This window comes from Aromatoleum sp. (assembly GCF_036675785.1).
Classification (GTDB): Bacteria; Pseudomonadota; Gammaproteobacteria; order Burkholderiales; family Rhodocyclaceae; genus Aromatoleum.
This window is the reverse complement of the sequence record NZ_JAKFEF010000010.1, coordinates 95,941-118,482: the sequence shown is the minus strand read 5'-3', so window position 1 is coordinate 118,482 and position 22,542 is coordinate 95,941. Positions and strand designations below refer to the sequence as shown.

The following is a 22,542-nucleotide window of genomic DNA, read 5'->3' as shown; positions in this document are numbered from 1 at the left end:
CGCTCACTCGAAAACCGCGAATCGCTCGTCGAGGAGGCGCGGATCATCGAAGTGCCGACGCCCGACGAACGCCGTCGCGTGACGTCCCCATTGCCGCATCGCGCCGGGGTTCACGATGCCCATCGGCCAGAAGACGAAGCGCTCGGCCCGCTCGCTGCCGGCGACGAAGCCGTCCGGGCCGTACAGGCTGTGCCGGCTGCCGTCGGCGCGCGGCAGGCTGCGCAAGGTGTCGTCGGGCACGAGGGCGTAGCGGATCGTCTCGCCCGCCGGGGCCTTCTCGTAGCGGACGCGCTGGAGGTAGTGCGTGCCGGCGGCGACCCTCAGCACGACGCGCTCGCCGGGCGCGTGGCGCGGCACGGTCTGCGGCACGAAGCGCCATTCGTCCAGCGTCGGCGGTGCCGGCCGCGGCTCGGCCCGCGGCGTCGGAAAGAAGAAGTGGTAGCAGCCGCAGCCGTGGATGCTGTCGAACAGCACCGGCTCGCCGTCGGGCGCGAGCGTCACGCGCCAGACGAGGGCGTCGAGATGCCCGCCGAGAAGGTCGAAGCGGTGCTCGCGCGGCCGCGCCGGAAACCAGACCGTGTAGACGAGTTGCAGCAGGACGCGGTCGGCGACGCGTGTGCGTGCGGCGCGATAGAAGACGGCCGGTTCGGCGACGTCGATGACCGCCGGGCCGTTCGCCGGCCAGCGCGGGCTGCCGAGCCGGTCGTCTTCGGTCGCGACGTCGATCTCGAACACCGGCGCATAGGCTGCGGCGAGCCGGCGCAGCGTTGGCGCGTCGGGATAGGGCGCCCGCAGCGCGTTCGCCGACGCGCCGCGAAGCATCGTTGCGATGAGGGGGCGGTCGGGGAGCGGCGCGGGCGCCGGCGCGAAACGCAGCAGCCGGCCCCGCCGGGGCAGCATTTCGAGCGGCAACGCGAACACGCTTGCGACGTCGCGCTCGAACGCGCGCACGCCGGCGGCGAACGGGATGCGCGTCAGCGGATAGAGGCCGACGACGCGGCGGGCGAGGCTGTAGTCGTCCGGCACCGTCGCCGCGGCGCGCAGCGCGTCGAGCCGCGTCGTGCGCGCGACGGCCGGGGCCGCGCGGCCGTCGGCGTTCATCGGCTTCGCTTCGGTCAAACCGGCGTCGGCGAGATCCGCTTCGACGAGGGCGTCCCGGCACCAGTCGAGCGCCGTCGTGAGCTTGCGGACGCCCGCGGCTGAAAGTTGTCCCAGCCGGTCGCCGGCCGGGTGGCTGTCCGCGTCGCTGGCGCCGGCCGTGTTGCGGACCAGCGTGGCGCGAGCGGCGTCCGGAAGGTTCGCGAGTTCCGCGGCGCGCGCGTCCGCGTCGAGGGCGGCGAGCCGGCCGATCCAGAACCGCTGCGCGTCCCGGTCGCCGACTTCGTTGCGGAAACTCGCGAGCAGCCGGTCGACGCGCAGCTGCGGGAAGCCGCGAATGCGCGCCGCCATCGCATCGCCGACGCTTTCCCGCGCGACCACCGCATCGACGCGTTCGAAGAGGGCGACGCAGCGCGCGGCTGCGGTCTCCGCAGCGGGGCGCGGCTGCGGCGCGGCGCACGCGGCGAGTGCGCAGGCGATCGTGACGGCGAGCAGGAAAGACAGGCGACGGTCCGCGCTGCGGATGTGCGCAGATCGCTGTCTGCGCGCCGCGACGGCACGGCAGAAAAGCGGATGACGGCCGCGGCAGTGGGACATCCTGCGGTCTCCCGGGCAACGCACACGAATGCCGGATTGGACCGCGCCTCGGGCGGATCGGCTGCCGCGCCGCAAAGATCGGCGGGCGATTTTCTCGCGGAGCCAGCCGCGAGCGACGTGGGCCGCCTGCGCCGCCCGCCGGATCTTTCACGGCGGACGCGCCGCGCCGGCTGTCGCCGCCGTTCGTGTCAGCCGCCGGAATACTCGAAGCGCACCCGCTTCACGTTGCACAGCAGCTCGTACGAGATCGTGTTCACCGCTTCCGCGATGCGGTTCACCGGAATGTTCGCGCCCCACAGTTCGACGCGGCTGCCGAGGCCGGCGTCGGGGAGGTCGGTGAGGTCGACGGTCAGCAGGTCCATCGACACGCGCCCGATCAGCCGCGTACGGATGCCGTCGACGGCGACCGGGGTGCCGTCGGGGAGGGCGCGGGGGTAGCCGTCGGCGTAGCCGAGCGCGACGAGGCCGACGCGGGTCGCGCGCTCGGCGTGGAAACGGGCGCCGTAGCCGAGCGGCGCGCCGGCCGGGATCTCGCGGATCGCGATCACGGCGCTTTCGAGGGTCATCACCGGGCGCAGGCCGTTCGGCTCGCCGGGCATCGGGTCGGCGCCGTAGAGCAGGATCCCCGGGCGTGCCCAGTCGCGGTGCGCGGCGGGCCAGCCGAGGATCGCGCCGGAGTTCGCGAGGCTGCGCGGACCGGGCAGGTCGCGTGTCGCGCTGTCGAACGCGGTGACCTGTTCGGCGGTCGCGATGACGTGAGGCTCGTCGGCGCGCGCGAAGTGGCTCATCAGCGTGATGCCGCCGACCTTGCCGCTGTCCTTGAGGCGCTGCCACGCCGCGCGCAGTTCGTGCGGCAGGAAGCCGGCGCGGTTCATGCCGCTGTTCATCTTGAGCCACACTTCGAGCGGCAGCGCGGGCTTCGCGTGATCGATGATGCGGATCTGCTCGGCGTGATGGACGACGATCCACAGGTCGTGGCGGATCACTTCGTCGAGTTCGTCCGGCATGAAGATGCCTTCGAGCAGCAGGATCGGCTGTTCGATCCCCGCCGCGCGGAGTTCGAGCGCTTCTTCGAGGAATGCGACCGCGAAACCGTCCGCGTCGGCGGCGAGCGCGCGCGCGCACTCGAGCGCGCCGTGACCGTAGGCGTTCGCCTTGACGACGGCGAGCGCGCGCCCGCCGTGGAGATGGCGCGCGAGGAAGTAGTTGTGACGCAGCGCGTCGAGGTCGATCAGGGCGCGGGAGGGTCTCATGCGGCGGGGTGGCTCGGCGTGGTGAGCGGAGCCGTTACTTTGCCACAACGGGGGACCCGGATCACATGACGGATCGCTGCCGTTTTGCCGCCGCGGTTACTCCTTCTTCCAGCGGTCGTGGCCGATGAACTCGTTCCAGTTCAGGAAGCCGTCGCGGTCAGCGTCCATCCTGTCGAAATTCGCGCCGATGTACTCGAAATGCGCGGCGACTTCGTCGCGCGACAGCCGCTGATCCTTGTCCGCGTCGGCGCCGTCGAAGCGCTCGACCGCCTTCTGCTGCGCCGCGCGGCCGACGTCTCCGCGGCGCCCTTCCTGATCGAGCGACGGAATGCGGGTTTGCGCGCCGGCAAGGATCGGGGCGGCGAGGGTGGCGGCGAGGATGAAGCGGACTACGGCACGCATGACGGCTCCGGACGGGGGTGAAGGCCGCCCGAGCGCGGCCGCGGACGCGATGTTCCGTCAAATGGCCGGTCGTGACAATCGCGGGCGACGGGCAACGGCAAGAACTCCGGTGACGACTTGGCAACGGCAGCCCGCAGGGCCGGGACTCGACCGGCTCGCGCTCCTCCGTGACACCCGTGCGGAAACCAATCGCACCGCGACGCGGTCCATCGAGGCCATCCACTCTCTTTCGGAATCGTGAAACCTCTCAATCTGGACGAACAACGTGCCGTCGCCGTCGAACTGGTCGCGCAGGTGATGCTCGCCGACGGAATGCTCGCGAACCGCGAGGTCGACGCGCTCGACCGGCACGGCATCGCGCAGCTCCTCGGCGTTTCCCGCGACGCGCTCGTCGGAGCCGTGATCGAGCGCTGCGAGCGGACGCTCGACGGCGCGGACCCTGCGAGGACCCCGCGCCTCGTCGACATCGAGGAGTTCGAGCGGACGGTGGATCGTGTCACCGACCCCGAACTGCGCGAGCTCGTCTGCCGCGCGATGCTCGTGCTCGCGAAATCCGACGGGGTCATCAGTCCGCCGGAACAGACGCTGCTGCGCAACGTGCTGACGCGCTGGGAGATTCCGCTCGAGCAGCTGCGCGACTGACGGCCGCGCCCGTTCTCCACGCAGCGCTCCGCGCCGGCCCCGGAGCGTGACCGACTGCGCGGCGCCGGCGGATCGCCCCTTGCCGATCGCGGCTTAGTCCGTATCATCCCCGGGCGGCGTCATCGCCGCCGATATCACGCGCCAGCGAAAGGCTGGTCGAAGGGGACCGTCGGGCGGGATTTTGCAATGCGCAACGCGATGTTCAGACTGAGCCGGTATTTCTCGCTCGCAAGCGGCATCGCGGTGGTCCTCATGACCCTGTTGCTGTCGTGGGCTTACCGCAGCAGCGAAATCATCGAACGCACCGGGATGGCGGGGGCGCGCAACGAGATGCTCGCGCGCAGCTTCGCGAACGTCGTCTGGCCGGCCTTCGGCCCCGCCGTCGTCGACAGCGCGGGCCTGGACGCCGACGCGTTGCGCGAGCGGCCGATGACGCGGCAACTCGATGCGCGCCTGCGCGAGCTGTCGGCCGGCGTGCCGATCGTCAAGATCAAGATTTACGACCTGAACGGGACAGCGGTGTTTTCGTCGGTGCCGCGCGAGATCGGCGAGGACAAGCGGTCGAACGCAGGCTTTCTCGCCGCGCGCGACGGTCGCCTGATGAGCGAGCTGGTTCACCGCGGCCGGATGAGCGCGACCGAGGGCGAGATCGAGGACGTTGACGTCGTGTCGAGCTACATCCCGATCCGCAGCGAGGATGTCGGCCCGGTGCGCGCGGTGTTCGAGCTGTACACCGACGTGTCGGCCGACGTCGACGAGATCAAGGGCGACAGCCTGCGCCTGCTGTGCGGTCTCGTCGCGGTCTTCGGCGTGTTCTACGTCGTGCTGATGCTGATCGTCCGGCGCGCCGACCAGATCCTGCAAGGCCAGTACGCGTCGATCCGCGCGAGCGAGACGGACCTGCTCGCGAAGAGCGGCGAGCTGCAGCTCGCGAACGAGCGCATGCGGATGGCCGCGGGCGTCTTCGAGCGCAGCATCCAGGGCATCGTCCTCGTCGATACGCAGTTGAACGCGCTCGAGGTGAACCGCGCCTTCACCGAGATCACCGGCTATTCGGCCGCCGAGACGATCGGGCGCAAGCCGCCGTTATTCGCGTCCGACTGGCACGACGACGCCTTTTACGAGGCGATGTGGCGGACGGTGTGCACGCAGGGCTCGTGGCAGGGCGAGATCACCGACCGGCGCAAGAACGGCGAGGTCTACAGCCAGTGGCTGACGCTGAGCGCCGACTTCAACGCGAGCGGCGACATCGTCCATTACATCGGGATGTTCTACGACGTCACCGAGAAACGGCTCGCCGAGGAGCGCATCGCCCGGCTCGCGTATTACGACGCGCTGACCGGCCTGGCGAACCGGCGCCTGTTCGAGGACCGGGTCGAGCACGCGCTGCAACTCGCGCGGCGCCAGCAGACCCACGTCGCGGTGATGTTCATCGACCTCGACCGCTTCAAGCCGGTCAATGACAGCCTCGGCCACAAGGCGGGCGACGTGCTGCTGACGCTGGTCGCCGAGCGGCTCGCGAGCATCGTGCGCGACTGCGACACGACGGCCCGGCTCGGCGGCGACGAGTTCGCGCTGCTGCTGCCGATCGATCCCCGCCACGGCCGCAGCGAGACGGGGCAGGTCGCGCAGCGCATCCTCGACGCGCTGTCCGCGCCGTTCCTCGTCGAAGGCCACGAGATCATCACCGGCGCGAGCATCGGCGTCAGCTTCCACCCGCGCGACGGCGACGACCTCGAGACGCTGCTGAAGCACGCCGACGTCGCGATGTATCAGGCCAAGCGCGCCGGGCGCAACCGCTATCGCTTCTTCAGGCCGTCGATGAACGCCGGCGCGCTCGAACGGCTCGACACCGAGGAGGGCTTGCGGCGGGCGCTCGCGCGCGACGAGTTCGAGCTGTATTTCCAGCCGAAGGTGTGCACGCACAGCGGCCGGCTGACCGGCGCCGAGGCGCTGGTGCGCTGGCGGCATCCGGAACGCGGCCTCGTGCCGCCCGGCGAATTCATCCCGATCGCCGAAGAGAGTGGGCTGATCGTGTCGATCGGCGCGTGGGTGCTGGAACACGCGTGCCGCACGGTGAAGGCGTGGGACGACCGCCTGCCGGCCGGATTCCGCGTCGCGGTCAACCTGTCCGCGCGCCAGTTGCGCGGGCACGTCGACGAGGCGGTGCGCCGTGCGCTCGCGACGACCGGCGTCGATCCGTCGCGTGTCGAGCTCGAGCTGACCGAGAGCATGCTGATGGAAGGCACCGAACGCGCGATCGGGCTGATGGAGCGGCTCGCGGCGCTCGGCGTGAAGCTCGCGCTCGACGACTTCGGCACCGGCTACTCGTCGCTCGCGTATCTGAAGCGCTTTCCGCTGAACCAGCTGAAAATCGACCGCTCCTTCGTCCACGACCTGCCCGGGGACGCAGGCGCCCGCGCGATCGTCGAAGCGACGATCGCCCTCGCGCACAGCCTCGGCCTCACCGTCGTCGCGGAGGGCGTCGAGACCGAAGCGCAGCGCGAGTTCCTGCGCAACGCGGGCTGCACCGAATGCCAGGGCTTCCTGTTCAGCCCGCCCGTTTCCGCGGCGCGATTCGAGTTGATCCTCGCCGAGGAGGCGCAGCTTTGCTGCGCCTGACGCCGTTCTATACTGGTCTTAACATTGCTGTAATATTGCGCACCTTCCGGGATTTGCCCAGGCTGATGCCCCCGGAGGCGGGCCTCCGGAGGGCCTGGCCATGCGTCTGCGTCGATTCCTCGCACCGCTCGCGTATTTCGCGGGCAGCTTCCTTTACGCGGTCTCCGACTGGCTGACCGACGAATTCGGTTCGGTCAGCATCGATCAAGTCCTGTATCACCTGAATCTCGGCACCGACGGGCTGCTGACGAGCGACCCGGAGTTGCTGACGCGCTTTCTGTGGCGCGGCCTGGCGCTCCCCGTCGCGCTTGGCCTCGCGCTGTGCGGCCTTGACGCGTGGCTCCGTTACCTGCGCGCCCACCCGCGAACGCCGCCGATGCCGTCGCTGCTGAAACTCGGCGCGGCGGCGCGCGGATTCGCTCGCCGGGTTGCGCTCGCCGCCGCGCCGACGCTGCGTCGCGCATTGTCGTACAGCGTGCCGCTCGTCGTGCTCGGGGCTGGCGTCGGGATCTTCATCGACAGCTTCTCGCTCGCGAGCTACGTCCGCACCTATTTCGGCGAGGACTATTTCGCCGGGTCGTACGTCGATCCGCGCGACATCAAGCTGCACCGCGAGCGTCCGAAGAGCCTGATCCTGATCTACGTCGAGAGCCTGGAAAACACCTACTCCGACCCGGCGCTGTTCGGCCGCGACCTGCTCGCTCGGCTCAACCGGCTGAAGGCGCGGGGCGTCTCGTTCGACGACTACCGCCAGATGCCCGGCGCGCATTTCACGATCGCCGGCCTCGTCGCGACGCAGTGCGGCTTGCCGCTGAAGTCGGTGGCGCTGTTCGGCGGCAACGCGCAGGGCGAGCAGGTCGACCGTTTCCTGCCGCGGGCGCGCTGCCTCGGCGACATCCTCGCCGACGAAGGCTATACGAACGTGTTCCTGAACGGCTCGAGCCTCGCGTTCGGCGGCGTCGGCAAGTTCTTCCGCGATCACCATTACGATAAGGTGGTCGGGCGCGAAGAATGGATCCGTGCGGGCGAAACACCCGAGACGATGAGCGGCTGGGGCCTGCACGACGACGATCTGTTCCGCGGCGCGCGCACCGAACTCGCCGCACTGATGAAGAAGCGCAAGCCGTTCAACCTCAACATCCTGACGATCGACACCCATCACCCGTACGGGCACCTGTCGGCGCAATGCGCCCGCGAGGGCCGCGAGGATTTCGACGGCATCGTCGAATGCACCGCCGGGCAGGTCGCGGATTTCATCGAGTACGTCGCCGCGAAAGGCTGGCTCGACCGCGTCGCGATCGTCGTGCAGGGCGACCATCTCGCGATGGGCAACACGTCGTACGAAAAGCTCGCCAGCAATCCGCACCGCACCGTCTTCAACCTGCTGATCGGCGGCAAGCGGCTGACGAAGAACACCGAGCAGGTGACGCACTTCGACATGTTGCCGACGATGCTCGATCTCATCGGCCTGAAGGTCGAAGGCGGCCGCGCGGGTCTCGGCTACTCGGCAATCGGTCCGGCGCCGGCGACGCGCCCGGCGGACCGCATCGCGCGGATGAACGAGCAACTGATGAACTTCAGCGAGACCTACCGCGACCTTTGGCAGTCTCCGCCGGCCGTCGCCGGCGGGTCCCCGCTCGGCGTGCCTCCCGAACCGCCGGCCATCGCCCGCCAGCGTCAGCTGATTCCGGTCAACTGAGCCGCGCCGCCCCCGCTTTTGCCACCCGATAGCGGCCTTCGGGTAGCACCAAAATATAAAAAGAAAATTTATACCTAAATAAAAGTAGGTTCTGCGACCGCGTAAGCCGGACGTAAGTCTCCGCGGCTACTTTTCGTCTGTCCGGAAGAAAGACCGGCCTGACTTACGCTCGATGGAGGAGACATGCAGAACGATATGGTGGCAATCATCGCTGCCAACCCGAAGTACCAGCGCCTCGTGAAGACGCGCTCGTCATATGGTTGGCTGCTCACCGCGATCATGATGATCGTCTATTACGGCTACATCGCGATCATCGCGTTCGACAAGGAACTGTTCGCACGGCGCCTCGGCGAAGGCGTGATGACCGTCGGCATCCCGGTCGGATTCGGGGTGATCGTGTTCACGATCATCATCACCGGCATCTACGTGCGCCGTGCGAATTCGGAGTTCGACGCACTGACCCGCGAAATCGTCAAGGAGAGCGGCAAATGAGCGGCCGTTTCATGCAAATGAGCGCGGGGCTGGCCCTCGCGCTGCTGTCGGCCGCCGCGCTTGCGGCCGGCGGCGATCTGGGCCAGGCCGAGAAGCAGGCGACGAACTGGACCGCGATCACGATGTTCGGCGCCTTCGTGCTCGGCACGCTCTACATCACGAAATGGGCCGCGTCGAAGACGAAGTCGGCGGCCGACTTCTACACCGCCGGTGGCGGCATCACCGGCTTCCAGAACGGCCTGGCGATCGCCGGCGACTACATGTCGGCGGCATCGTTCCTCGGCATTTCGGCCGCGGTGATGGCCAACGGCTACGACGGCCTGATCTACTCGATCGGCTTTCTCGTCGGCTGGCCGGTGATCACCTTCCTGATGGCCGAACGCCTGCGCAACCTCGGCAAGTTCACGTTCGCCGACGTCGCGGCCTATCGCTTCAAGCAGACGCCGATCCGCGCGTTTGCGGCGTCGGGCACGCTCGTCGTCGTCGCGTTCTACCTGATCGCGCAGATGGTCGGCGCCGGCCAGCTTATCAAGCTGCTGTTCGGTCTCGAGTACTGGATGGCGGTCGTCATCGTCGGGGCGCTGATGATGGTGTACGTGCTGTTCGGCGGCATGACCGCGACGACGTGGGTGCAGATCATCAAGGCCTGCCTGCTGCTCGCCGGCGCGTCGTTCATGGCCTTCATGGTGCTGCTCGCCTACGGCTTCTCGCCTGAAGCGATGTTCGCCGACGCGGTGCGCATCAAGGCCGAATCGGCTCTCGCCGCCGGCAAGTCCCCCGAAGAGGCGGGCATCCTCGGCCAGGCGATCATGGGCCCGGGCTCGTTCATCAAGGACCCGATCTCGGCGATCTCGTTCGGCATGGCGCTGATGTTCGGCACCGCCGGTCTGCCGCACATCCTGATGCGCTTCTTCACGGTTCCCGATGCGAAGGAAGCGCGCAAGTCGGTGTTCTGGGCGACGACCTGGATCGGCTACTTCTACGTGCTGACCTTCATCATCGGCTTCGGCGCGATCGTGCTGGTGTCGACGAACCCGGGCTTCCTCGACGGCAAGGGCGTCCTGATCGGCGGCGGCAACATGGCCGCTATCCACCTCGCCAACGCGGTCGGCGGCAATGTGTTCCTCGGCTTCATCTCGGCGGTCGCGTTCGCGACGATCCTCGCGGTCGTCGCCGGTCTGACGCTGTCGGGCGCCTCGGCCGTGTCGCACGACCTGTACGCGACGGTGTTCAAGAAGGGCAACGCGGATTCGGCGTCCGAACTGCGCGTGTCGCGGATCACGACGATCGTGCTCGGCATCGTCGCCGTCGTGCTCGGCATCGCGTTCGAGAAGCAGAACATCGCGTTCATGGTGTCGCTCGCGTTCGCGATTGCCGCGTCGGCCAACTTCCCGGTGCTGTTCATGTCGGTATTGTGGAAGGACTGCACGACGCGCGGCGCGGCGATCGGCGGCTTCCTTGGCCTGATCACCGCGGTCGGCCTGACGGTCGTGTCGCCGTCGGTGTGGGAAGCGACGCTCGGCAACCCGAAGGGCTCGGCGCTGTTCCCCTACACGTCGCCGGCGCTGTTCTCGATGGCCGCGGGCTTCATCGGCATCTGGCTGTTCTCGATCCTCGACAACAGCCAGCGCGCGAAGATGGACCGCGCCGGCTACCTCGCGCAGAAGGTGCGTTCGGAGACGGGCATCGGCGCGGCGGCGGCTTCGGCCCACTGAGTTTCACCCGAACCGCTGCCCGCCAGGGGTGACGGGCGGCGGTGAGTGGAGAATGCGGCGGCGACCGGAAGGTCGCCGCCGCATTTTCTTGTTCAGGCCGGGCCTGCGGAATTCGGGCGGGCGCCCGTACCGGTCGAAGCACCGACCCGGACGCCGGGTCTCACACGCCCCAGACGACCGGGACGCCTTCCTTCTTCGACGCTTCGAGCATCTCGAGCAGCGGCCACGCGCGCTGCGCGAGACCGACCGGCGCGGCCATGCCGCTCCGCGCCGGCCCGGCTTCGTCGTCGCGGTCCTCGTCTTCGCCCTGCGCGGCCTGACGCGCCTTGTCGTCGTCGATCGCCGCGTGCAGGCGGGTGATTGCGTCGGGCAACTGCTCGACCGTCACGATGCCCTTCGCGACGTCCGTGTCCTTGCCCAGGATCGCGAGCAGCTTCTTCGCGACGTCGCCGAACATGATGACGTCGGCGGCGGCATCCGACTTGAATACGACCAGCATCGCGAACCTCCTCAGAGTCCCTTCACCGCGTAGATACCCGGCGCGTTGCGCCAGTAGCCCTTGTAATCCATGCCGCAGCCGAACAGGAAGCGGTCGGCGACGTCCAGCCCGGTGAAATCGGCCCGCATCCCCGGAGACGCCTTGCGGTCGTGCAGCTTGTGCGTCAGCACCGCGGCGCGGACGTCCTTCGCGCCCTCGTCGCGCAGGTATTGCAGGATCGCGCGCAGCGTGTGGCCCTCGTCGAGGATGTCGTCGAGCACGAGCACGGTCCGGCCGCGCAGGTCGTGCGTCGGACGCACCCGCCAGTCGAGCTGCGTCCCCTTCAGCGCGTGGCCGTAGCGCGTCGCGTGGAGGTAGGCGACCTCGAGCGGAAACGGCAACCGCGGCAGGATGCGGCCGGCGAGGATCATGCCGCCGTTCATCACGGTATAGACCAGCGGGTTGCTGTCGCCGAGCTGCGCCGTGATTTCCGCGGCCATGCGGTCAAGCGCGGCGTCGACCGCGGCGGCGTCGGCGAGGCAGTCGGCCTGTTCTCGCGCGCGAATGATTTCATCCATGTCGACCGGCATCGCGCGGTCCTCCTGAAGTGTTTCAAATGATTCGGGGCGCGATTCTACCGGACCGCACCGCGGTCCGGCCTGCGGTTAAACTCCGCCGTGACGCCCCGCCGAGAACCCCGAATGTCCATCGAGCAGCTCAATCACCCACTCGTTCGCCACAAGATCGGTCTGATGCGTGAGGCCGACATAAGCACCAAGAAGTTTCGCGAGCTGACCGCCGAAATCGCCCGTCTGCTCGCGTACGAGGCGAGCCAGGATTTCGAGCTCGAGACGGTGACGATTGCGGGCTGGGCGGGCCCGGTCGAGATCGAGCGGATCAAGGGGAAGAAGGTCACCGTCGTGCCGATCCTGCGCGCCGGCCTCGGCATGCTCGACGGCGTGCTCGACATGATCCCGAGCGCGAAAGTCAGCGTCGTCGGCGTCGCGCGCGACGAGCAGACGTTGAAGCCCGCGCCGTACTTCGAGAAGTTCGTCGGCGACCTCGGCGAACGCTTCGCGCTGATCATCGACCCGATGCTCGCGACCGGCGGCACGATGGCGGCGACCGTCGACATGCTCAAGCGCGCCGGCTGCCGGCACATTCGCGCGCTCGTCCTCGTCGCGGCCCCCGAAGGCGTCCGGCTGATGGCGGAACGGCACCCCGACGTCCGGATCTTCACCGCGAGCATCGACAGCCACCTGAACGGGCAGGGCTACATCATCCCCGGCCTCGGCGACGCCGGCGACAAGATTTTCGGCACGAAGCACAACGTCTGACGCGCCAGGCGGCGCCGACCGGCATTAACGCGGTCAAGGAACCGTTGCCGGTCCCTTCACGCGCCCGCGGCCACGCGCCGCAGGCGGCCGATCAGCTGCCCGAGCGGCGCGAGCCGCGGACCGAGCCGGCGATAGACCACCCATCCCAGCCACGCGCGGCGCGCCACGCGGAACGCGAAGCGCGGTTTGGCGACCGCGACGATCAACGCGGCAGCGGCGAACACGGGAACCTTTTCGCGGATCCAGCTCGCGCCCTCCCGTGCGCGGTCCACGGCGTCGAGCAGCGCGTCGACGCGCTGCAGCCCGGCCCCGAGGTCGTTTCGCTGCTGCGCGGCGCGGATTTGCAGGCGCTGCTTGCGCAGCGCGAAGCGGACGAGCTCCGGGCTCATTCTTCCGGCCGCAGCGCTTCGCGATCGCGCGCGAGTTCGGCGAGACTCGCCGCGAACAGCCCGCTGCCACGCCGCAGTTCGGCCGCCGCGGTCGATGCGGTGAAGAGGCCGGCCCCCAACAAGGCTAGCGTCGCGAGGCCCAGCGCGAGCAGCCGGTGCTCGTCCCAGAACAGCACCGTGATGAAAATCGTGAGGAACGCCGCGCCGAAGCCGAGGAGCAGCGCCGCGAGCACGAGGTTCAGGAGCAGGCGCGACAGGCGCAGCTTTTCTTCCTGGGCTTCGACGACGAGCAGTTCGAGCCGCGTCTGGGCGGTCGCGAGCCCGGCATCGAGAAAGCCGCGCAGGCTCGCGGCGAGACGCGGCTTCCGGTCCTGCTGCACGGGTGTCAGCGGCGGCTGACGAGCAGGCCGAGCAGGAACGCGACGCCGGCCGCGACGCCGACGGATTGCCACGGATTCTTGTGCACGTAGTCGTCGGTGACGTCGACGACCTTCTTCGTCTGCTGCCGCACCGCGAGATCGGCGTCCGCGAGACGGTCCTTCGCGACCGCGAGCCGATCGTTGAGGCGCGTGCGGACATCGGTCAGCTTCTCGCCGGCCTGCCCGGCGGTGAGCTTCAGCAATTCCTCGGCGTCCGCGACGACCACCTTGAAGTCGGCGATGAGCTTGTCCCGCGAAACGGCGTCGGTCGTGTTCTGCATCTTCGTACCCCTCTCAAGGTCATGACATTCGCGCGGGCGCGCGATCCGGATAAAGGCTAGCCCGATTCGGATGCGAAGGCAATTCGCGCGTGGATACAGGGTGTTCTGCCCCACGACGATCCTCGCCGAGCCTGGCGGCATTCGCATCGGCACGCGCCCCGCTTGCCGTCGTCCGCGGCCGCTGCTATCGTGCGAGTCGTTTGGTAACCCTACCAAAATCCATCCTGCAACACGGTGCCGGGCCATGAGCATCCGATCACGCATCCTCGCTGCGGGCGTCGAACTCCTTCGGACGCAGGGCATCGCAATGCTCACGCAGCCGCGCATCGCGAAGGCCGCCGGCGTGAGCCAGAGCCACCTGACGTATTACTTTCCGACCCGGAACCGGCTGTTGCTCGCGATCGCCGAGACTGCGGTCGAGCAGGTCGTCGACGGTCTCAGCGTGGCCACGGCTGGCGGCGGCCCCAACGATCTCGCGCAGCAGCTCGGCGAACTACTGCCACGGCAGGCGCCGGTCCGCGTACTGCTCGGTCTCATCGTCGCCGCCGACAGTGAGCCCGAGCTGCGCGACGCGTTGTCCGGCCTGATCGGGCGCGTCCGGGCGCGTTTCGCAGAATTGCTCGGCGCGAGAGGCTTTCATGTTACGTCCGACCAGCTGCTGGTCGTGCACGCCGCACTCGTCGGCCTCGCGGTGATGAACCTCGCGCGGCAGAGCGACGCGTCGCTCGACGAAGTGCACCGCGGCGTCGCCGAGGTGCTGCGCCTGGTCGCTGCGCACGACGGGGGGAGGAACGCCGGATGAGAGGGGTTTTCCGTCGCGTGGCCGTGCTGGCCGGCGTGCTGCTCGCGGCTTGCGGCGGCGGGCGCGACGCCGTGTGGAATGGCTACGTCGAGGGCGAGTTCGTGTATCTTGCGGCGCCGCAGGCGGGCTATTTGAAGACGCTCGATGCGGCGCGCGGCGCCCGGGTGGCCGCCGGCGAGCAGGTGTTCGCGCTCGCGTCCGATCCCGACGCGCAGGCCCTCGCCTCGGCTGAAGCCCGCGTCGAGGCGGCCCGCAGCCGCGTCGACAACCTCAGCGAGCCGCGCCGCCCGCCGGAAATCTCCGCGCTCGAAGCCCAGGTCCACGCGGCCGAAACCGCGCTGCGCCTCGCGACCACGCAACTCGCGCAGCAGGAGGCGCTCGCCGCGTCGCGCTTCATCTCGCAGGCGCGGCTCGACGAAGCCCGCGCCGCGCGCGACGGCGAGGCGGCCCGCCTCGATGCCGCCCGCCAGCAGCTGGCGACGTATCGCGCGAGCTTCGGCCGCAAGGCCGAAGTCGCCGGTGCGCGCGCCGAACTCGAAGCCGCCGGGGCCGAGGCGGAGTTGCGCGAGTGGCAGCTCGCGCGCAAGACGGTCGCCGCGCCCGCCGCCGGCGAAATCGCGGAGACCTATTTCGAGCCGGGCGAGTGGGTCGGCGCCGGCCAGCCGGTCGCTAGCCTGCTGCCCGACGGCCGCCGCCGCGTGCGCTTCTACGTGCCCGAGCGCGAAGTGGCCGGCCTCGCGCCGGGGATGGCCGTCACCGTGCGCTGCGACGGTTGCGGCGAAGCGTTCGAGGCGCGCATCGACTTCGTCGCGCCCGAGGCCGAATACACGCCGCCGGTGATCTACAGCGAGAAGGCGCGCGCGAAGCTCGTGTTCCGCGTCGAAGCGGTGCCCGCGCCGGCGCTCGCCGCGATCCTGCGCCCCGGCGTGCCGGTCGACGTCGTTGCGGCGGGAAACTGAAATGGCCGCCGGCAACGCAAACCTCGCGATCGACGTGTCCGGCATCAACAAGCACTTCGGCCCGCGACACGTCGTCCGCGACCTCGCGCTGCAGGTGCGCGAAGGCGAGATCTTCGGTTTTCTCGGCCCGAACGGCAGCGGCAAGACGACGTCGATCCGGATGCTGTGCGGCTTGCTGACGCCCGACAGCGGCCGCGGCACCTGTCTCGGGCTCGACGTCATGACCGACAGCGGCGCAATCAAGCGCCAGGTCGGCTACATGACGCAGCGCTTCTCGCTGTGGGAGGACCTGACGATCGCCGAGAACCTCGATTTCGTCGCGCGGATGTTCGGCATGCGCGAGCGCCGCGCCGCGGTCGGCCGCGCCCTCGACGACCTCGGTCTCGCCGGTCGCCGCGATCAGCTCGCAGGCACCTTGTCGGGCGGCTGGAAACAGCGCCTCGCGCTCGCCGCGTGCCTGCTGCACGAACCCCGCCTGCTGCTGCTCGACGAGCCGACCGCCGGTGTCGACCCGAAGGCGCGGCGCGATTTCTGGGAGGAGATCCACCGCCTCGCCGACGCCGGCATCACCGTGCTCGTCTCGACCCATTACATGGACGAAGCCGAGCGCTGCCACCGGCTCGCCTATCTCGCGTACGGACGGCTGCTCGCCGCCGGCACTGCGGACGAGGTCGTCGCGGCGCAGGCGTTGGCGACGTGGTCGATCGACTGCGGCGGCGCGCCAGGACTGCCGGACGCGTTGCGCGGCCTCGACGGCGTCGAGCAGGTCGCGAGTTTCGGCACCCGGCTGCACGCGAGCGGCCGCGATGCGGCGACGCTCGCCGCGAGCCTGCAGGCGTTCGCGCGGCACAACGACATCGCGGTCGAGCGCGTCGAGCCTTCGCTCGAGGACGCGTTCATCCACCTGATGCAGTCCGCCGAGGACCCGTTCGAAGGCTGACATGCCGCGCCATTACGGCTTCTCCCTGTCCCGCTGGCTCGGCATCCTGCTGAAGGAGTTCATCCAGCTGCGGCGCGACCGGTTGACGTTCGGCATGATCATCGGCATTCCGATCCTGCAGCTGATGCTGTTCGGCTTCGCGATCAACTCCGACCCGAAGCACCTGCCGACGGCCGTGGTGATGGCCGATCCGGGGCCGTTCTCGCGTGCCTATGTCGCGGCGATGAAGAACAGCGGCTACTTCGACATCGTCGGCGGCGCGGCGAGCGGCAGCGAGGCCGACAGGCTGCTCGACCGCGGCGACGTGCAGTTCGTCGTCACCTTCCCGCCCGACTTCAACCGCGACCTCGTGCGCGGGCAACGCCCGACGCTGCTCGTCGAAGCCGATGCGACCGATCCGATGGCCGCGGCCGGTGCGATCTCGGTGCTGAACCGGCTCGGCCGCGACGTCTTCGCGGCCGGGCTGCCCGGCGCGCTGCGGGCGCAGCCGGCGGACGAAGGCCTCGTGGACCTGCGCGTGCATCGCCGCTACAACCCGGAAGGCATCACCGCGTACAACATCGTCCCGGGCCTGCTCGGCGTGATCCTGACGATGACGATGGTGCTGATGACCGGGCTGGCGATGACGCGCGAACGCGAGCGCGGCACGTTCGAGAACCTGCTCGCGACGCCGGCGACGCCGATCGAGGTGATGACCGGCAAGATCGTGCCCTACATCCTGATCGGCCTCGTCCAGGTCACGCTCGTGCTCGTCGCCGCGCGCTGGATCTTCGGCGTGCCGATGCTCGGCAACCTCGCGCTGCTCTACGCGGTCGTGCTGCTCTTCATCTGCGCGAACCTGACCCTCGGCATCACGTTCAGCTCGATCGCGCGCAACCAATTGCAGGCGATGCAGATGACCTTCTTCTTTTTCCTGCCGTCGATGCTGCTGTCGGGCTTCATGTTCCCGTTCCGCGGGATGCCGGAGTGGGCGCAGGTCGTCGGCAGCGTGCTGCCGCTGACGCATTTTCTCATGCTCGTGCGCGGCATCATGCTGAAAGGCAACGGCCTCGACCTGCTGTGGCCGCAAATCTGGGCGATCGTCGCATTCACCGTCGCGGTGCTCGCGATTGGTCTGAAGACGTTCAGGCGGACGCTGGATTGACGCGTTCGGGCTGTCCCGGGCGACCGCTCACCGCGCATCGGCCGTCCGCGGACTACTGGCTACCGGCGACTTCGCGCGGCGGGCCGGTCGCCGGGAAATCCCGGAGGAAGCCGCGTCGCCGGATGACGGCTTCAGAACGCCCAGCCGTACTCGACCGTCAGCGGCGCATGGTCGCTGAACCGCTGCTCCTTGTAGACCGCCGCGCTGCGCGCGGTCGCCGCGACCCCCGGCGTCGCGAGCTGGTAGTCGATGCGCCAGCCGACGTTCTTCGCCCACGCCTGGCCGCGGTTCGACCACCACGTGTAGCCTTCGCCGCCGGCTTCCGGATACAGCCGGCGATAGACGTCGACCCACTGCTGCTCGTCGAGCACGCGGGTGAACCAGGCGCGCTCCTCGGGCAGGAAGCCCGAGTTCTTCTGGTTCGATTTCCAGTTCTTGAGGTCGATTTCCTTGTGCGCGATGTTCCAGTCGCCGCAGACGATCAGTTCGCGCCCTGATGCGCGCAGCGACGCGAGGTGCGGCAGAAAGCGCTCCATGAACGCGAACTTGACCTGCTGGCGCTCGTCCGAACTCGATCCCGACGGCAGGTACAGCGATACGATCGACAGCGCGCCGAAATCGAGCTGCAGGAAGCGGCCCTCGGCGTCGATGTCGGTAATGCCGAGGCCCTCGACGACGCGGTCGGGCGCGCGGCGTGTGTAGAGCCCGACGCCGCTGTAGCCCTTCTTCTCGGCGTGGTGGAAATGGCCGGAATAGCCGTCCGGATGGCGCATCGCGTCGGTCAGGTCGCCCGCCTGCGCCTTCAGCTCCTGCACGCAGACGACGTCCGCATTCTGCGCGCCGAGCCAGTCGAGAAAGCCCTTGCCGGTGGCCGACCTGATTCCGTTGAGGTTGAGGGTGATGACGCGTAACATTCGGCCGGATCAGCTCAAAGTGGAAGTAAGCCGTGGATTTTAGCCGGGATTTCATCGCATTGGCCTGCAACAGGGGAGTGCTGCGCTTCGGCTCCTTCGTCACCAAGGCCGGCCGCACGTCGCCGTATTTCTTCAATGCCGGGCTGTTCGACGACGGCGCGTCGTTCCGCGAGCTGTGCGGCTTTTACGCGCGGGCGATCGTGGCGGCGGGCGTGCCGTGCGACATGCTGTTCGGCCCGGCGTACAAGGGCATCCCGCTCGTCGCCGGCGTCGCGATCCGCCTCGCCGAACAGGGCGTGAACCTGCCGTTCGCGTTCAACCGCAAGGAGGCGAAGGACCACGGCGAAGGCGGCACGCTCGTCGGCGCGCCGCTCGAAGGGCGCGTGCTGATCCTCGACGACGTGATCTCGGCGGGCACGTCGGTGCGCGAGTCGGTCGCGATGATCCGCGCGGCCGGCGCGACCCCGGCCGGCGTCGTCATCGCGCTCGACCGCATGGAGCGCGGCACCGGCACCCAATCGGCGGTCGAGGAAGTCGGCGACATGTTCGGCATTCCGGTGATCGCGGTCGCGACGCTGGCGGACCTGATCGGCTATCTCGCCGACAGCCCGCAGCTCGCGGCGAACCTCGACGCCGTCGAGGCGTACCGGGACACCTATGGCGTTGCCGCGGCGCGCTGAGCTCTTCCTCGTCGCCCTCGCCACGCTGCCGGTCGCGATGCCGGCGCCGGCCAGCGGCACGATCTATTGCTGCGAGGACGCGAACCGCCGGCCGATCTGCGCCGACACGCTGCCGCCCGCGTGCTACGGTCGCGCGTATCGCGAGATCAGTTCGCAAGGCCATGTGCGACGCCACGTCGCCGCGCCGCTGACCCCTGAAGAGGCCGCGAAGCGCGACGCGGAAGCGCAGCGGCGCAAGGACGAGGAGGCGCGGCGGTTGAAGCAGCGGCGCGTCGACCAGGCCTTGCTGCAGACGTACACGAGCCTCACGGACATCGACAACCGCGAGGCGCGCGCGGTCGCCGAGGTCGAGCGGGACATCGAACCGATCCGCGTGCGCGAAGCCGAACTCGCCGCCGAACGCCGGCGCCTCGCCGAGACCGGCGGAGATCCGGAGGCGGCGCGTCCGTCGGCGACGCTGCAGGCCCTCGATGCCGAACTCGCGTCGCTGCGCACGGTCGTCGATGTGAAGCAGCGGGAGATCGAAGCGATCCGCGCGCGCTTCGCCGCAGACCGCCGGCGCTACGCCGAACTGCTCGCGAACGGCGAAGGGCGGCGCTGAAGTCGGGGTGCGCGTTCGGTCGATGATCTCCGGTCGGCGCTGAAAGAGGGCGCGGCCGCCGCCGGGGCGACGAACAACCTTGCCGGGAAGACAAATGAGCGAATCCGTGAAAGAAGTGATCCGGGGAGCCTGTCCGCACGACTGTCCCGATACCTGCGCGATCGAAACGACGGTCGAAAACGGCCGCGCAGTGAAGATCCGCGGGGCCGACGACCTGCCGTTCACGAACGGCACGCTGTGCACGAAGGTCGCCCATTACCTCGAGCGCGTGTATTCGGACCAGCGGCTGCTCCACCCGATGAAGCGGGTCGGGCGCAAGGGCGAGGGCCGTTTCGAGCGGATCGGCTGGGACGAGGCGCTCGACACGATCGCCGCGAAGTTCGGCGCGATCGCCGCGGATGATCCCCGCGCCATCCTGCCGTACAGCTACGGCGGCACGCTCGGCTTCGTGCAGGGCAGCAGCCTCGATCTGCGCTTCTTCCATCGCCTCGGCGCATCGCTGCTCGACCGCACGATCTGTTCCGCGGCCGGCACGGCCGGCTGGAAAGCGACCGTCGGCGCGTCGATCGGCACGGACCCGGAAGCGATCGTCGACGCGAAGCTGATCCTGATCTGGGGCGCGAACCCGATCGTGTCGAACCTGCATGGCTGGCGCTACATCCAGGAAGCGAAGCGGCGCGGCGCGAAGCTCGTGTGCATCGACCCGCGGCGCAGCGAGACCGCCGCGAAGTGCGACCTCCACCTCGCGCCGTGGCCGGGCACCGACGGCGCGCTCGCGCTCGCGATGATGCAGGTGCTGATCGCGGAAGACCTCGTCGATCACGACTACATCGCCGCCCACACGCTCGGCTTCGGCGATCTCGCCGCGCGGGTCCGCGAGTGCACGCCCGAGTGGGCCGCGCCCCTGACCGGCCTCCCGGCCGAGGCGATCCGCCGCCTCGCGCGCGACTACGGCAGCGCGAAGCCGGCGGCGATCCGGCTCAATTACGGGCTGAACCGCAGCGGCGGCGGGGGCATGGCGGTGCGCAACGTCGCCTGTCTGCCGGCGCTGACAGGCGCCTGGCGCCATCCCGCGGGCGGCGCGGTGCTGTCGACGTCCGGCAATTTCCCCGTCGACCAGCACTCGCTCGAGCGGCCCGACCTCTATCCGCGCGACGCGCGCCCGCCGCGCACGATCAACATGGTCGAGATCGGCGACGCGCTGCTGGCCGCGGACGACCCGCCGGTCCGCGCGATCTACGTCTACAACTCGAACCCGGTCGCGGTCGCGCCCGACAACCGGCGCGTGCGCGAAGGCTTCGCGCGCGAAGACCTGTTCTGCGTCGTGCACGAGCTGTTCCAAACTGACACCGCGGACTACGCCGACATCCTGCTGCCGGCGACGAGCCAGCTCGAGCACCGCGACCTGCACAAATCCTACGGCCATTTCTACGCGGTCGCGAACCGGCCGGCGATCGCGCCGCTCGGCGAGGCGAAGCCGAACACCGAGGTCTTCCGCCTGCTCGCGGCGCGGCTCGGCTTCACCGATCCGGAACTGTTCGAGTCCGACGACGAGATCGCCGCCGCCGCGTTCAAGCGGCGCGACGGGCGCGTGCTCGGCCTGGAGCCCGCGCTCGCGGCGCGCGGCTGGGCGCGCCTCAACCTGCCGCGGCCGTTCGCGCCGTTCGCGCGCGGCGGGTTCCCGACGCCGTCGGGCAAGTGCGAATTCCGCTCCGACTGGCTCGCCCGGCAGGGGCTGGACCCGCTTCCCGCATGGGTCCCGCCGCACGAGTCGCCGGTCAGCAACCCGTCGCTCGCGGCGCGTTTCCCGCTCGCGATGATCTCGCCGCCGGCGCGCAATTTCCTCAACACGAGTTTCTCGAGCCTGCCGCGCTTCGTCGAACAGGAAGGCGGACCGAAGCTCGAGATCCACCCGGACGACGCTGCCGCGCGTGGCATCGCCGACGGCGCACGGCTGCGCATCTTCAACGACCGCGGTGCTTTCCACTCCCGCGCGGTGGTGACCGACCGTGTCCGTCGCGGCCTCGTCGTCGCCCCGTCAGTGTGGTGGCGAAAACTCTCCGGCGACGGCGAGAACGCGAACGCGGTGACCTCGCCGGCGCTGACCGACCTCGGCGGCGGGCCGACGTTCTACGACTGTCTCGTCGAAGTCGCGAAGGAAACACGAGATGAATGAAATCCAGACTTTCGACGAAGTCGCGCGGCTCGTCGACGAGGCCGCCCGCATCCTGTTCATCACCGGCGCCGGCATTTCCGCCGACTCGGGGCTGCCGACCTACCGCGGCATCGGGGGGCTCTATCACGAGCGGCTGACCGACGACGGGCTGACGATCGAGGAGGCGCTGTCGGGGGAAATGATGGCGGCCCGGCCGGACGTCGCGTGGAAATACATCGCCGAGATCGAAGCGAACTGCCGCGGCGCGGAGCCGAACATCGCCCATCGCATCATCGCCGCGCTCGAGCAGGAACGGCCCGGCGTCTGGGTGCTGACGCAGAACGTCGACGGGCTGCACCGCGACGCGGGTTCGCGCAACCTGATCGAGATCCACGGCACCGTCCACCGCCTGCGCTGCACCGAATGCGCGCACTCGCGCAAGGTGCCGGATTTCGCCGGGCTGCGCCTGCCGCCCGAGTGCCCGCAATGCGGGGGCATGCTGCGGCCCGACGTCGTGCTGTTCGGCGAAATGCTCCCCGAGACCGGGCTGAACCAGCTCGAGGCGCTGCTCGACGGCGGCGTCGATCTCGTCGTCTCGATCGGCACGACGAGCGCTTTCCCCTACATCTCCGGCCCGGTATGGTGGGCGCAACAGGCCGGCGTGCCCACCGTCGAGATCAATCCGGGCGAGACCGAAGTCAGCCGGCTCGTGACCCACCGCCTGCGGCGCCGCGCCGCCGAGGCGCTGCCGGAAATCTGGCGGCGGCTGCACCCCGAACCGCCGGTCGAGGGCTGAACGTCCGAGCGCCGGTGCCGTGGGGCGCGATCGCGTCGGCCTTCGCCTTCGGCTCACGCCGACCTACGGTTCGCAGCGATCCGGCAATGACTCGCCGGTTGGAGTGGCGCAGCGAAGCGTGCGACGC

23 protein-coding genes are annotated in these 22,542 nt (G+C 69.3%); 14 read left to right on the top strand and 9 right to left on the bottom strand.

Going from position 1 to position 22,542, the window contains the following annotated elements:
* Positions 1-3 precede the first annotated feature (3 nt).
* The 3 genes from V6M37_RS02155 to V6M37_RS02145 form a co-directional block, all read right to left on the bottom strand.
* A complete protein-coding gene (locus V6M37_RS02155; protein WP_332670673.1) occupies positions 4-1,695 on the bottom strand; it encodes a hypothetical protein in 1,692 nt (563 codons plus the stop codon).
* A gap of 188 nt (positions 1,696-1,883) precedes the next feature.
* Positions 1,884-2,948 carry an alanine racemase gene (gene alr / locus V6M37_RS02150; protein WP_332670671.1) on the bottom strand — a complete coding sequence of 355 codons (1,065 nt, stop codon included), beginning with the start codon at positions 2,946-2,948 and terminating at the stop codon, positions 1,884-1,886.
* A gap of 96 nt (positions 2,949-3,044) precedes the next feature.
* Positions 3,045-3,350 carry a hypothetical protein gene (locus V6M37_RS02145; RefSeq protein WP_332670669.1) on the bottom strand — a complete coding sequence of 102 codons (306 nt, stop codon included), beginning with the start codon at positions 3,348-3,350 and terminating at the stop codon, positions 3,045-3,047.
* Between the two features lie 237 nt (positions 3,351-3,587).
* On the opposite strand from V6M37_RS02145, the gene V6M37_RS02140 reads away from it, so the two are divergent.
* The 5 genes from V6M37_RS02140 (at position 3,588) to V6M37_RS02120 (ending at position 10,520) form a co-directional block, all read left to right on the top strand.
* Positions 3,588-3,992: a TerB family tellurite resistance protein gene (locus tag V6M37_RS02140; protein ID WP_332670666.1), complete on the top strand. Its 405-nt coding sequence runs from the start codon at positions 3,588-3,590 to the stop codon at positions 3,990-3,992.
* 186 nt (positions 3,993-4,178) lie between these two features.
* On the top strand, positions 4,179-6,614 hold the full coding sequence (locus V6M37_RS02135) for a putative bifunctional diguanylate cyclase/phosphodiesterase (RefSeq protein WP_332670664.1): 2,436 nt from the start codon (positions 4,179-4,181) through the stop codon (positions 6,612-6,614).
* Between the two features lie 100 nt (positions 6,615-6,714).
* Positions 6,715-8,313: a sulfatase-like hydrolase/transferase gene (locus V6M37_RS02130; protein WP_332670662.1), complete on the top strand. Its 1,599-nt coding sequence runs from the start codon at positions 6,715-6,717 to the stop codon at positions 8,311-8,313.
* Between the two features lie 183 nt (positions 8,314-8,496).
* Positions 8,497-8,805: a DUF485 domain-containing protein gene (locus V6M37_RS02125; RefSeq protein WP_332670660.1), complete on the top strand. Its 309-nt coding sequence runs from the start codon at positions 8,497-8,499 to the stop codon at positions 8,803-8,805.
* Entirely contained in the window at positions 8,802-10,520 is a 1,719-nt protein-coding gene (locus V6M37_RS02120) for a cation acetate symporter (RefSeq protein WP_332670658.1), read from the top strand. The genes V6M37_RS02125 and V6M37_RS02120 overlap by 4 nt, the downstream gene beginning before the upstream one ends.
* A 160-nt stretch (positions 10,521-10,680) precedes the next feature.
* Here the strand turns inward: V6M37_RS02120 and V6M37_RS02115 are convergent, their stop codons facing one another.
* Together V6M37_RS02115 and V6M37_RS02110 are read right to left on the bottom strand one after the other, a co-directional pair.
* The gene (locus tag V6M37_RS02115) at positions 10,681-11,019 is read right to left on the bottom strand and encodes a DUF1840 domain-containing protein (RefSeq protein WP_332670656.1); all 339 of its coding nucleotides are present in this window, start codon (positions 11,017-11,019) and stop codon (positions 10,681-10,683) included.
* An 11-nt stretch (positions 11,020-11,030) separates the two neighbouring features.
* The gene (locus tag V6M37_RS02110) at positions 11,031-11,588 is read right to left on the bottom strand and encodes a hypoxanthine-guanine phosphoribosyltransferase (RefSeq protein ID WP_332670655.1); all 558 of its coding nucleotides are present in this window, start codon (positions 11,586-11,588) and stop codon (positions 11,031-11,033) included.
* 111 nt (positions 11,589-11,699) lie between these two features.
* Here V6M37_RS02110 and upp point away from each other — a divergent pair, with 111 nt between their 5' ends.
* Entirely contained in the window at positions 11,700-12,335 is a 636-nt protein-coding gene (upp, locus tag V6M37_RS02105; protein WP_332670653.1) for a uracil phosphoribosyltransferase, read from the top strand.
* A 56-nt stretch (positions 12,336-12,391) separates the two neighbouring features.
* Here the strand turns inward: upp and V6M37_RS02100 are convergent, their stop codons facing one another.
* From V6M37_RS02100 to V6M37_RS02090, 3 genes are read right to left on the bottom strand one after another with little or no spacing between them, the layout of a single operon-like run.
* A complete protein-coding gene (locus V6M37_RS02100) occupies positions 12,392-12,724 on the bottom strand; it encodes a YqjK family protein (RefSeq protein ID WP_332670651.1) in 333 nt (110 codons plus the stop codon).
* Positions 12,721-13,104 (bottom strand): phage holin family protein, encoded by a 384-nt coding sequence (locus tag V6M37_RS02095; protein WP_332670648.1) that lies wholly within the window; start codon positions 13,102-13,104, stop codon positions 12,721-12,723. Before V6M37_RS02095 ends, V6M37_RS02100 begins: the two co-directional genes overlap by 4 nt.
* A gap of 5 nt (positions 13,105-13,109) precedes the next feature.
* Positions 13,110-13,424, bottom strand: coding sequence for a DUF883 family protein (locus tag V6M37_RS02090; RefSeq protein WP_332670646.1), 315 nt, complete (start codon positions 13,422-13,424; stop codon positions 13,110-13,112).
* Between the two features lie 244 nt (positions 13,425-13,668).
* Here V6M37_RS02090 and V6M37_RS02085 point away from each other — a divergent pair, with 244 nt between their 5' ends.
* The 4 genes from V6M37_RS02085 to V6M37_RS02070 are packed head-to-tail and all read left to right on the top strand — an operon-like array spanning position 13,669 to position 17,269.
* A complete protein-coding gene (locus V6M37_RS02085; RefSeq protein WP_332670644.1) occupies positions 13,669-14,226 on the top strand; it encodes a TetR/AcrR family transcriptional regulator in 558 nt (185 codons plus the stop codon).
* A complete protein-coding gene (locus tag V6M37_RS02080; protein WP_332670642.1) occupies positions 14,223-15,185 on the top strand; it encodes an HlyD family secretion protein in 963 nt (320 codons plus the stop codon). Before V6M37_RS02085 ends, V6M37_RS02080 begins: the two co-directional genes overlap by 4 nt.
* A gap of 1 nt (position 15,186) precedes the next feature.
* Positions 15,187-16,125 (top strand): ABC transporter ATP-binding protein, encoded by a 939-nt coding sequence (locus V6M37_RS02075; RefSeq protein ID WP_332670640.1) that lies wholly within the window; start codon positions 15,187-15,189, stop codon positions 16,123-16,125.
* Position 16,126: 1 nt separating this feature from the next.
* Entirely contained in the window at positions 16,127-17,269 is a 1,143-nt protein-coding gene (locus tag V6M37_RS02070; RefSeq protein WP_332670638.1) for an ABC transporter permease, read from the top strand.
* 131 nt (positions 17,270-17,400) lie between these two features.
* Here the strand turns inward: V6M37_RS02070 and V6M37_RS02065 are convergent, their stop codons facing one another.
* Complete coding sequence (locus V6M37_RS02065; RefSeq protein ID WP_332670636.1) at positions 17,401-18,183, bottom strand: exodeoxyribonuclease III; 783 nt, start codon at positions 18,181-18,183, stop codon at positions 17,401-17,403.
* Positions 18,184-18,215: 32 nt separating this feature from the next.
* On the opposite strand from V6M37_RS02065, the gene pyrE reads away from it, so the two are divergent.
* The 4 genes from pyrE (at position 18,216) to V6M37_RS02045 (ending at position 22,415) form a co-directional block, all read left to right on the top strand.
* Entirely contained in the window at positions 18,216-18,863 is a 648-nt protein-coding gene (gene pyrE, locus V6M37_RS02060) for an orotate phosphoribosyltransferase (RefSeq protein WP_332670634.1), read from the top strand.
* Positions 18,841-19,464 (top strand): hypothetical protein, encoded by a 624-nt coding sequence (locus V6M37_RS02055; protein WP_332670632.1) that lies wholly within the window; start codon positions 18,841-18,843, stop codon positions 19,462-19,464. The genes pyrE and V6M37_RS02055 overlap by 23 nt, the downstream gene beginning before the upstream one ends.
* A 94-nt stretch (positions 19,465-19,558) precedes the next feature.
* Positions 19,559-21,640, top strand: coding sequence for a molybdopterin-containing oxidoreductase family protein (locus V6M37_RS02050; protein WP_332670629.1), 2,082 nt, complete (start codon positions 19,559-19,561; stop codon positions 21,638-21,640).
* Positions 21,633-22,415, top strand: coding sequence for an NAD-dependent deacylase (locus V6M37_RS02045; protein ID WP_332670627.1), 783 nt, complete (start codon positions 21,633-21,635; stop codon positions 22,413-22,415). Before V6M37_RS02050 ends, V6M37_RS02045 begins: the two co-directional genes overlap by 8 nt.
* The last annotated feature ends 127 nt before the right edge of the window (positions 22,416-22,542 follow it).

Bases quoted from the DNA above. Each gene is read 5' to 3' on its own strand.
- V6M37_RS02080 (WP_332670642.1), top strand. From the start codon at position 14,223: ATGAGAGGGGTTTTCCGTCGCGTGGCCGTGCTGGCCGGCGTGCTGCTC.
- V6M37_RS02125 (WP_332670660.1), top strand. From the start codon at position 8,497: ATGCAGAACGATATGGTGGCAATCATCGCTGCCAACCCGAAGTACCAG.
- V6M37_RS02085 (WP_332670644.1), top strand. From the start codon at position 13,669: ATGAGCATCCGATCACGCATCCTCGCTGCGGGCGTCGAACTCCTTCGG.
- V6M37_RS02130 (WP_332670662.1), top strand. From the start codon at position 6,715: ATGCGTCTGCGTCGATTCCTCGCACCGCTCGCGTATTTCGCGGGCAGC.
- V6M37_RS02045 (WP_332670627.1), top strand. From the start codon at position 21,633: ATGAATGAAATCCAGACTTTCGACGAAGTCGCGCGGCTCGTCGACGAG.
- V6M37_RS02115 (WP_332670656.1), bottom strand. From the start codon at position 11,019: ATGCTGGTCGTATTCAAGTCGGATGCCGCCGCCGACGTCATCATGTTC.
- V6M37_RS02050 (WP_332670629.1), top strand. From the start codon at position 19,559: ATGAGCGAATCCGTGAAAGAAGTGATCCGGGGAGCCTGTCCGCACGAC.
- V6M37_RS02135 (WP_332670664.1), top strand. From the start codon at position 4,179: ATGCGCAACGCGATGTTCAGACTGAGCCGGTATTTCTCGCTCGCAAGC.
- V6M37_RS02110 (WP_332670655.1), bottom strand. From the start codon at position 11,588: ATGCCGGTCGACATGGATGAAATCATTCGCGCGCGAGAACAGGCCGAC.
- V6M37_RS02055 (WP_332670632.1), top strand. From the start codon at position 18,841: ATGGCGTTGCCGCGGCGCGCTGAGCTCTTCCTCGTCGCCCTCGCCACG.
- V6M37_RS02075 (WP_332670640.1), top strand. From the start codon at position 15,187: ATGGCCGCCGGCAACGCAAACCTCGCGATCGACGTGTCCGGCATCAAC.
- V6M37_RS02070 (WP_332670638.1), top strand. From the start codon at position 16,127: ATGCCGCGCCATTACGGCTTCTCCCTGTCCCGCTGGCTCGGCATCCTG.
- V6M37_RS02120 (WP_332670658.1), top strand. From the start codon at position 8,802: ATGAGCGGCCGTTTCATGCAAATGAGCGCGGGGCTGGCCCTCGCGCTG.
- V6M37_RS02100 (WP_332670651.1), bottom strand. From the start codon at position 12,724: ATGAGCCCGGAGCTCGTCCGCTTCGCGCTGCGCAAGCAGCGCCTGCAA.
- V6M37_RS02145 (WP_332670669.1), bottom strand. From the start codon at position 3,350: ATGCGTGCCGTAGTCCGCTTCATCCTCGCCGCCACCCTCGCCGCCCCG.
- V6M37_RS02065 (WP_332670636.1), bottom strand. From the start codon at position 18,183: ATGTTACGCGTCATCACCCTCAACCTCAACGGAATCAGGTCGGCCACC.
- upp (WP_332670653.1), top strand. From the start codon at position 11,700: ATGTCCATCGAGCAGCTCAATCACCCACTCGTTCGCCACAAGATCGGT.
- alr (WP_332670671.1), bottom strand. From the start codon at position 2,948: ATGAGACCCTCCCGCGCCCTGATCGACCTCGACGCGCTGCGTCACAAC.
- V6M37_RS02090 (WP_332670646.1), bottom strand. From the start codon at position 13,424: ATGCAGAACACGACCGACGCCGTTTCGCGGGACAAGCTCATCGCCGAC.
- V6M37_RS02155 (WP_332670673.1), bottom strand. From the start codon at position 1,695: ATGTCCCACTGCCGCGGCCGTCATCCGCTTTTCTGCCGTGCCGTCGCG.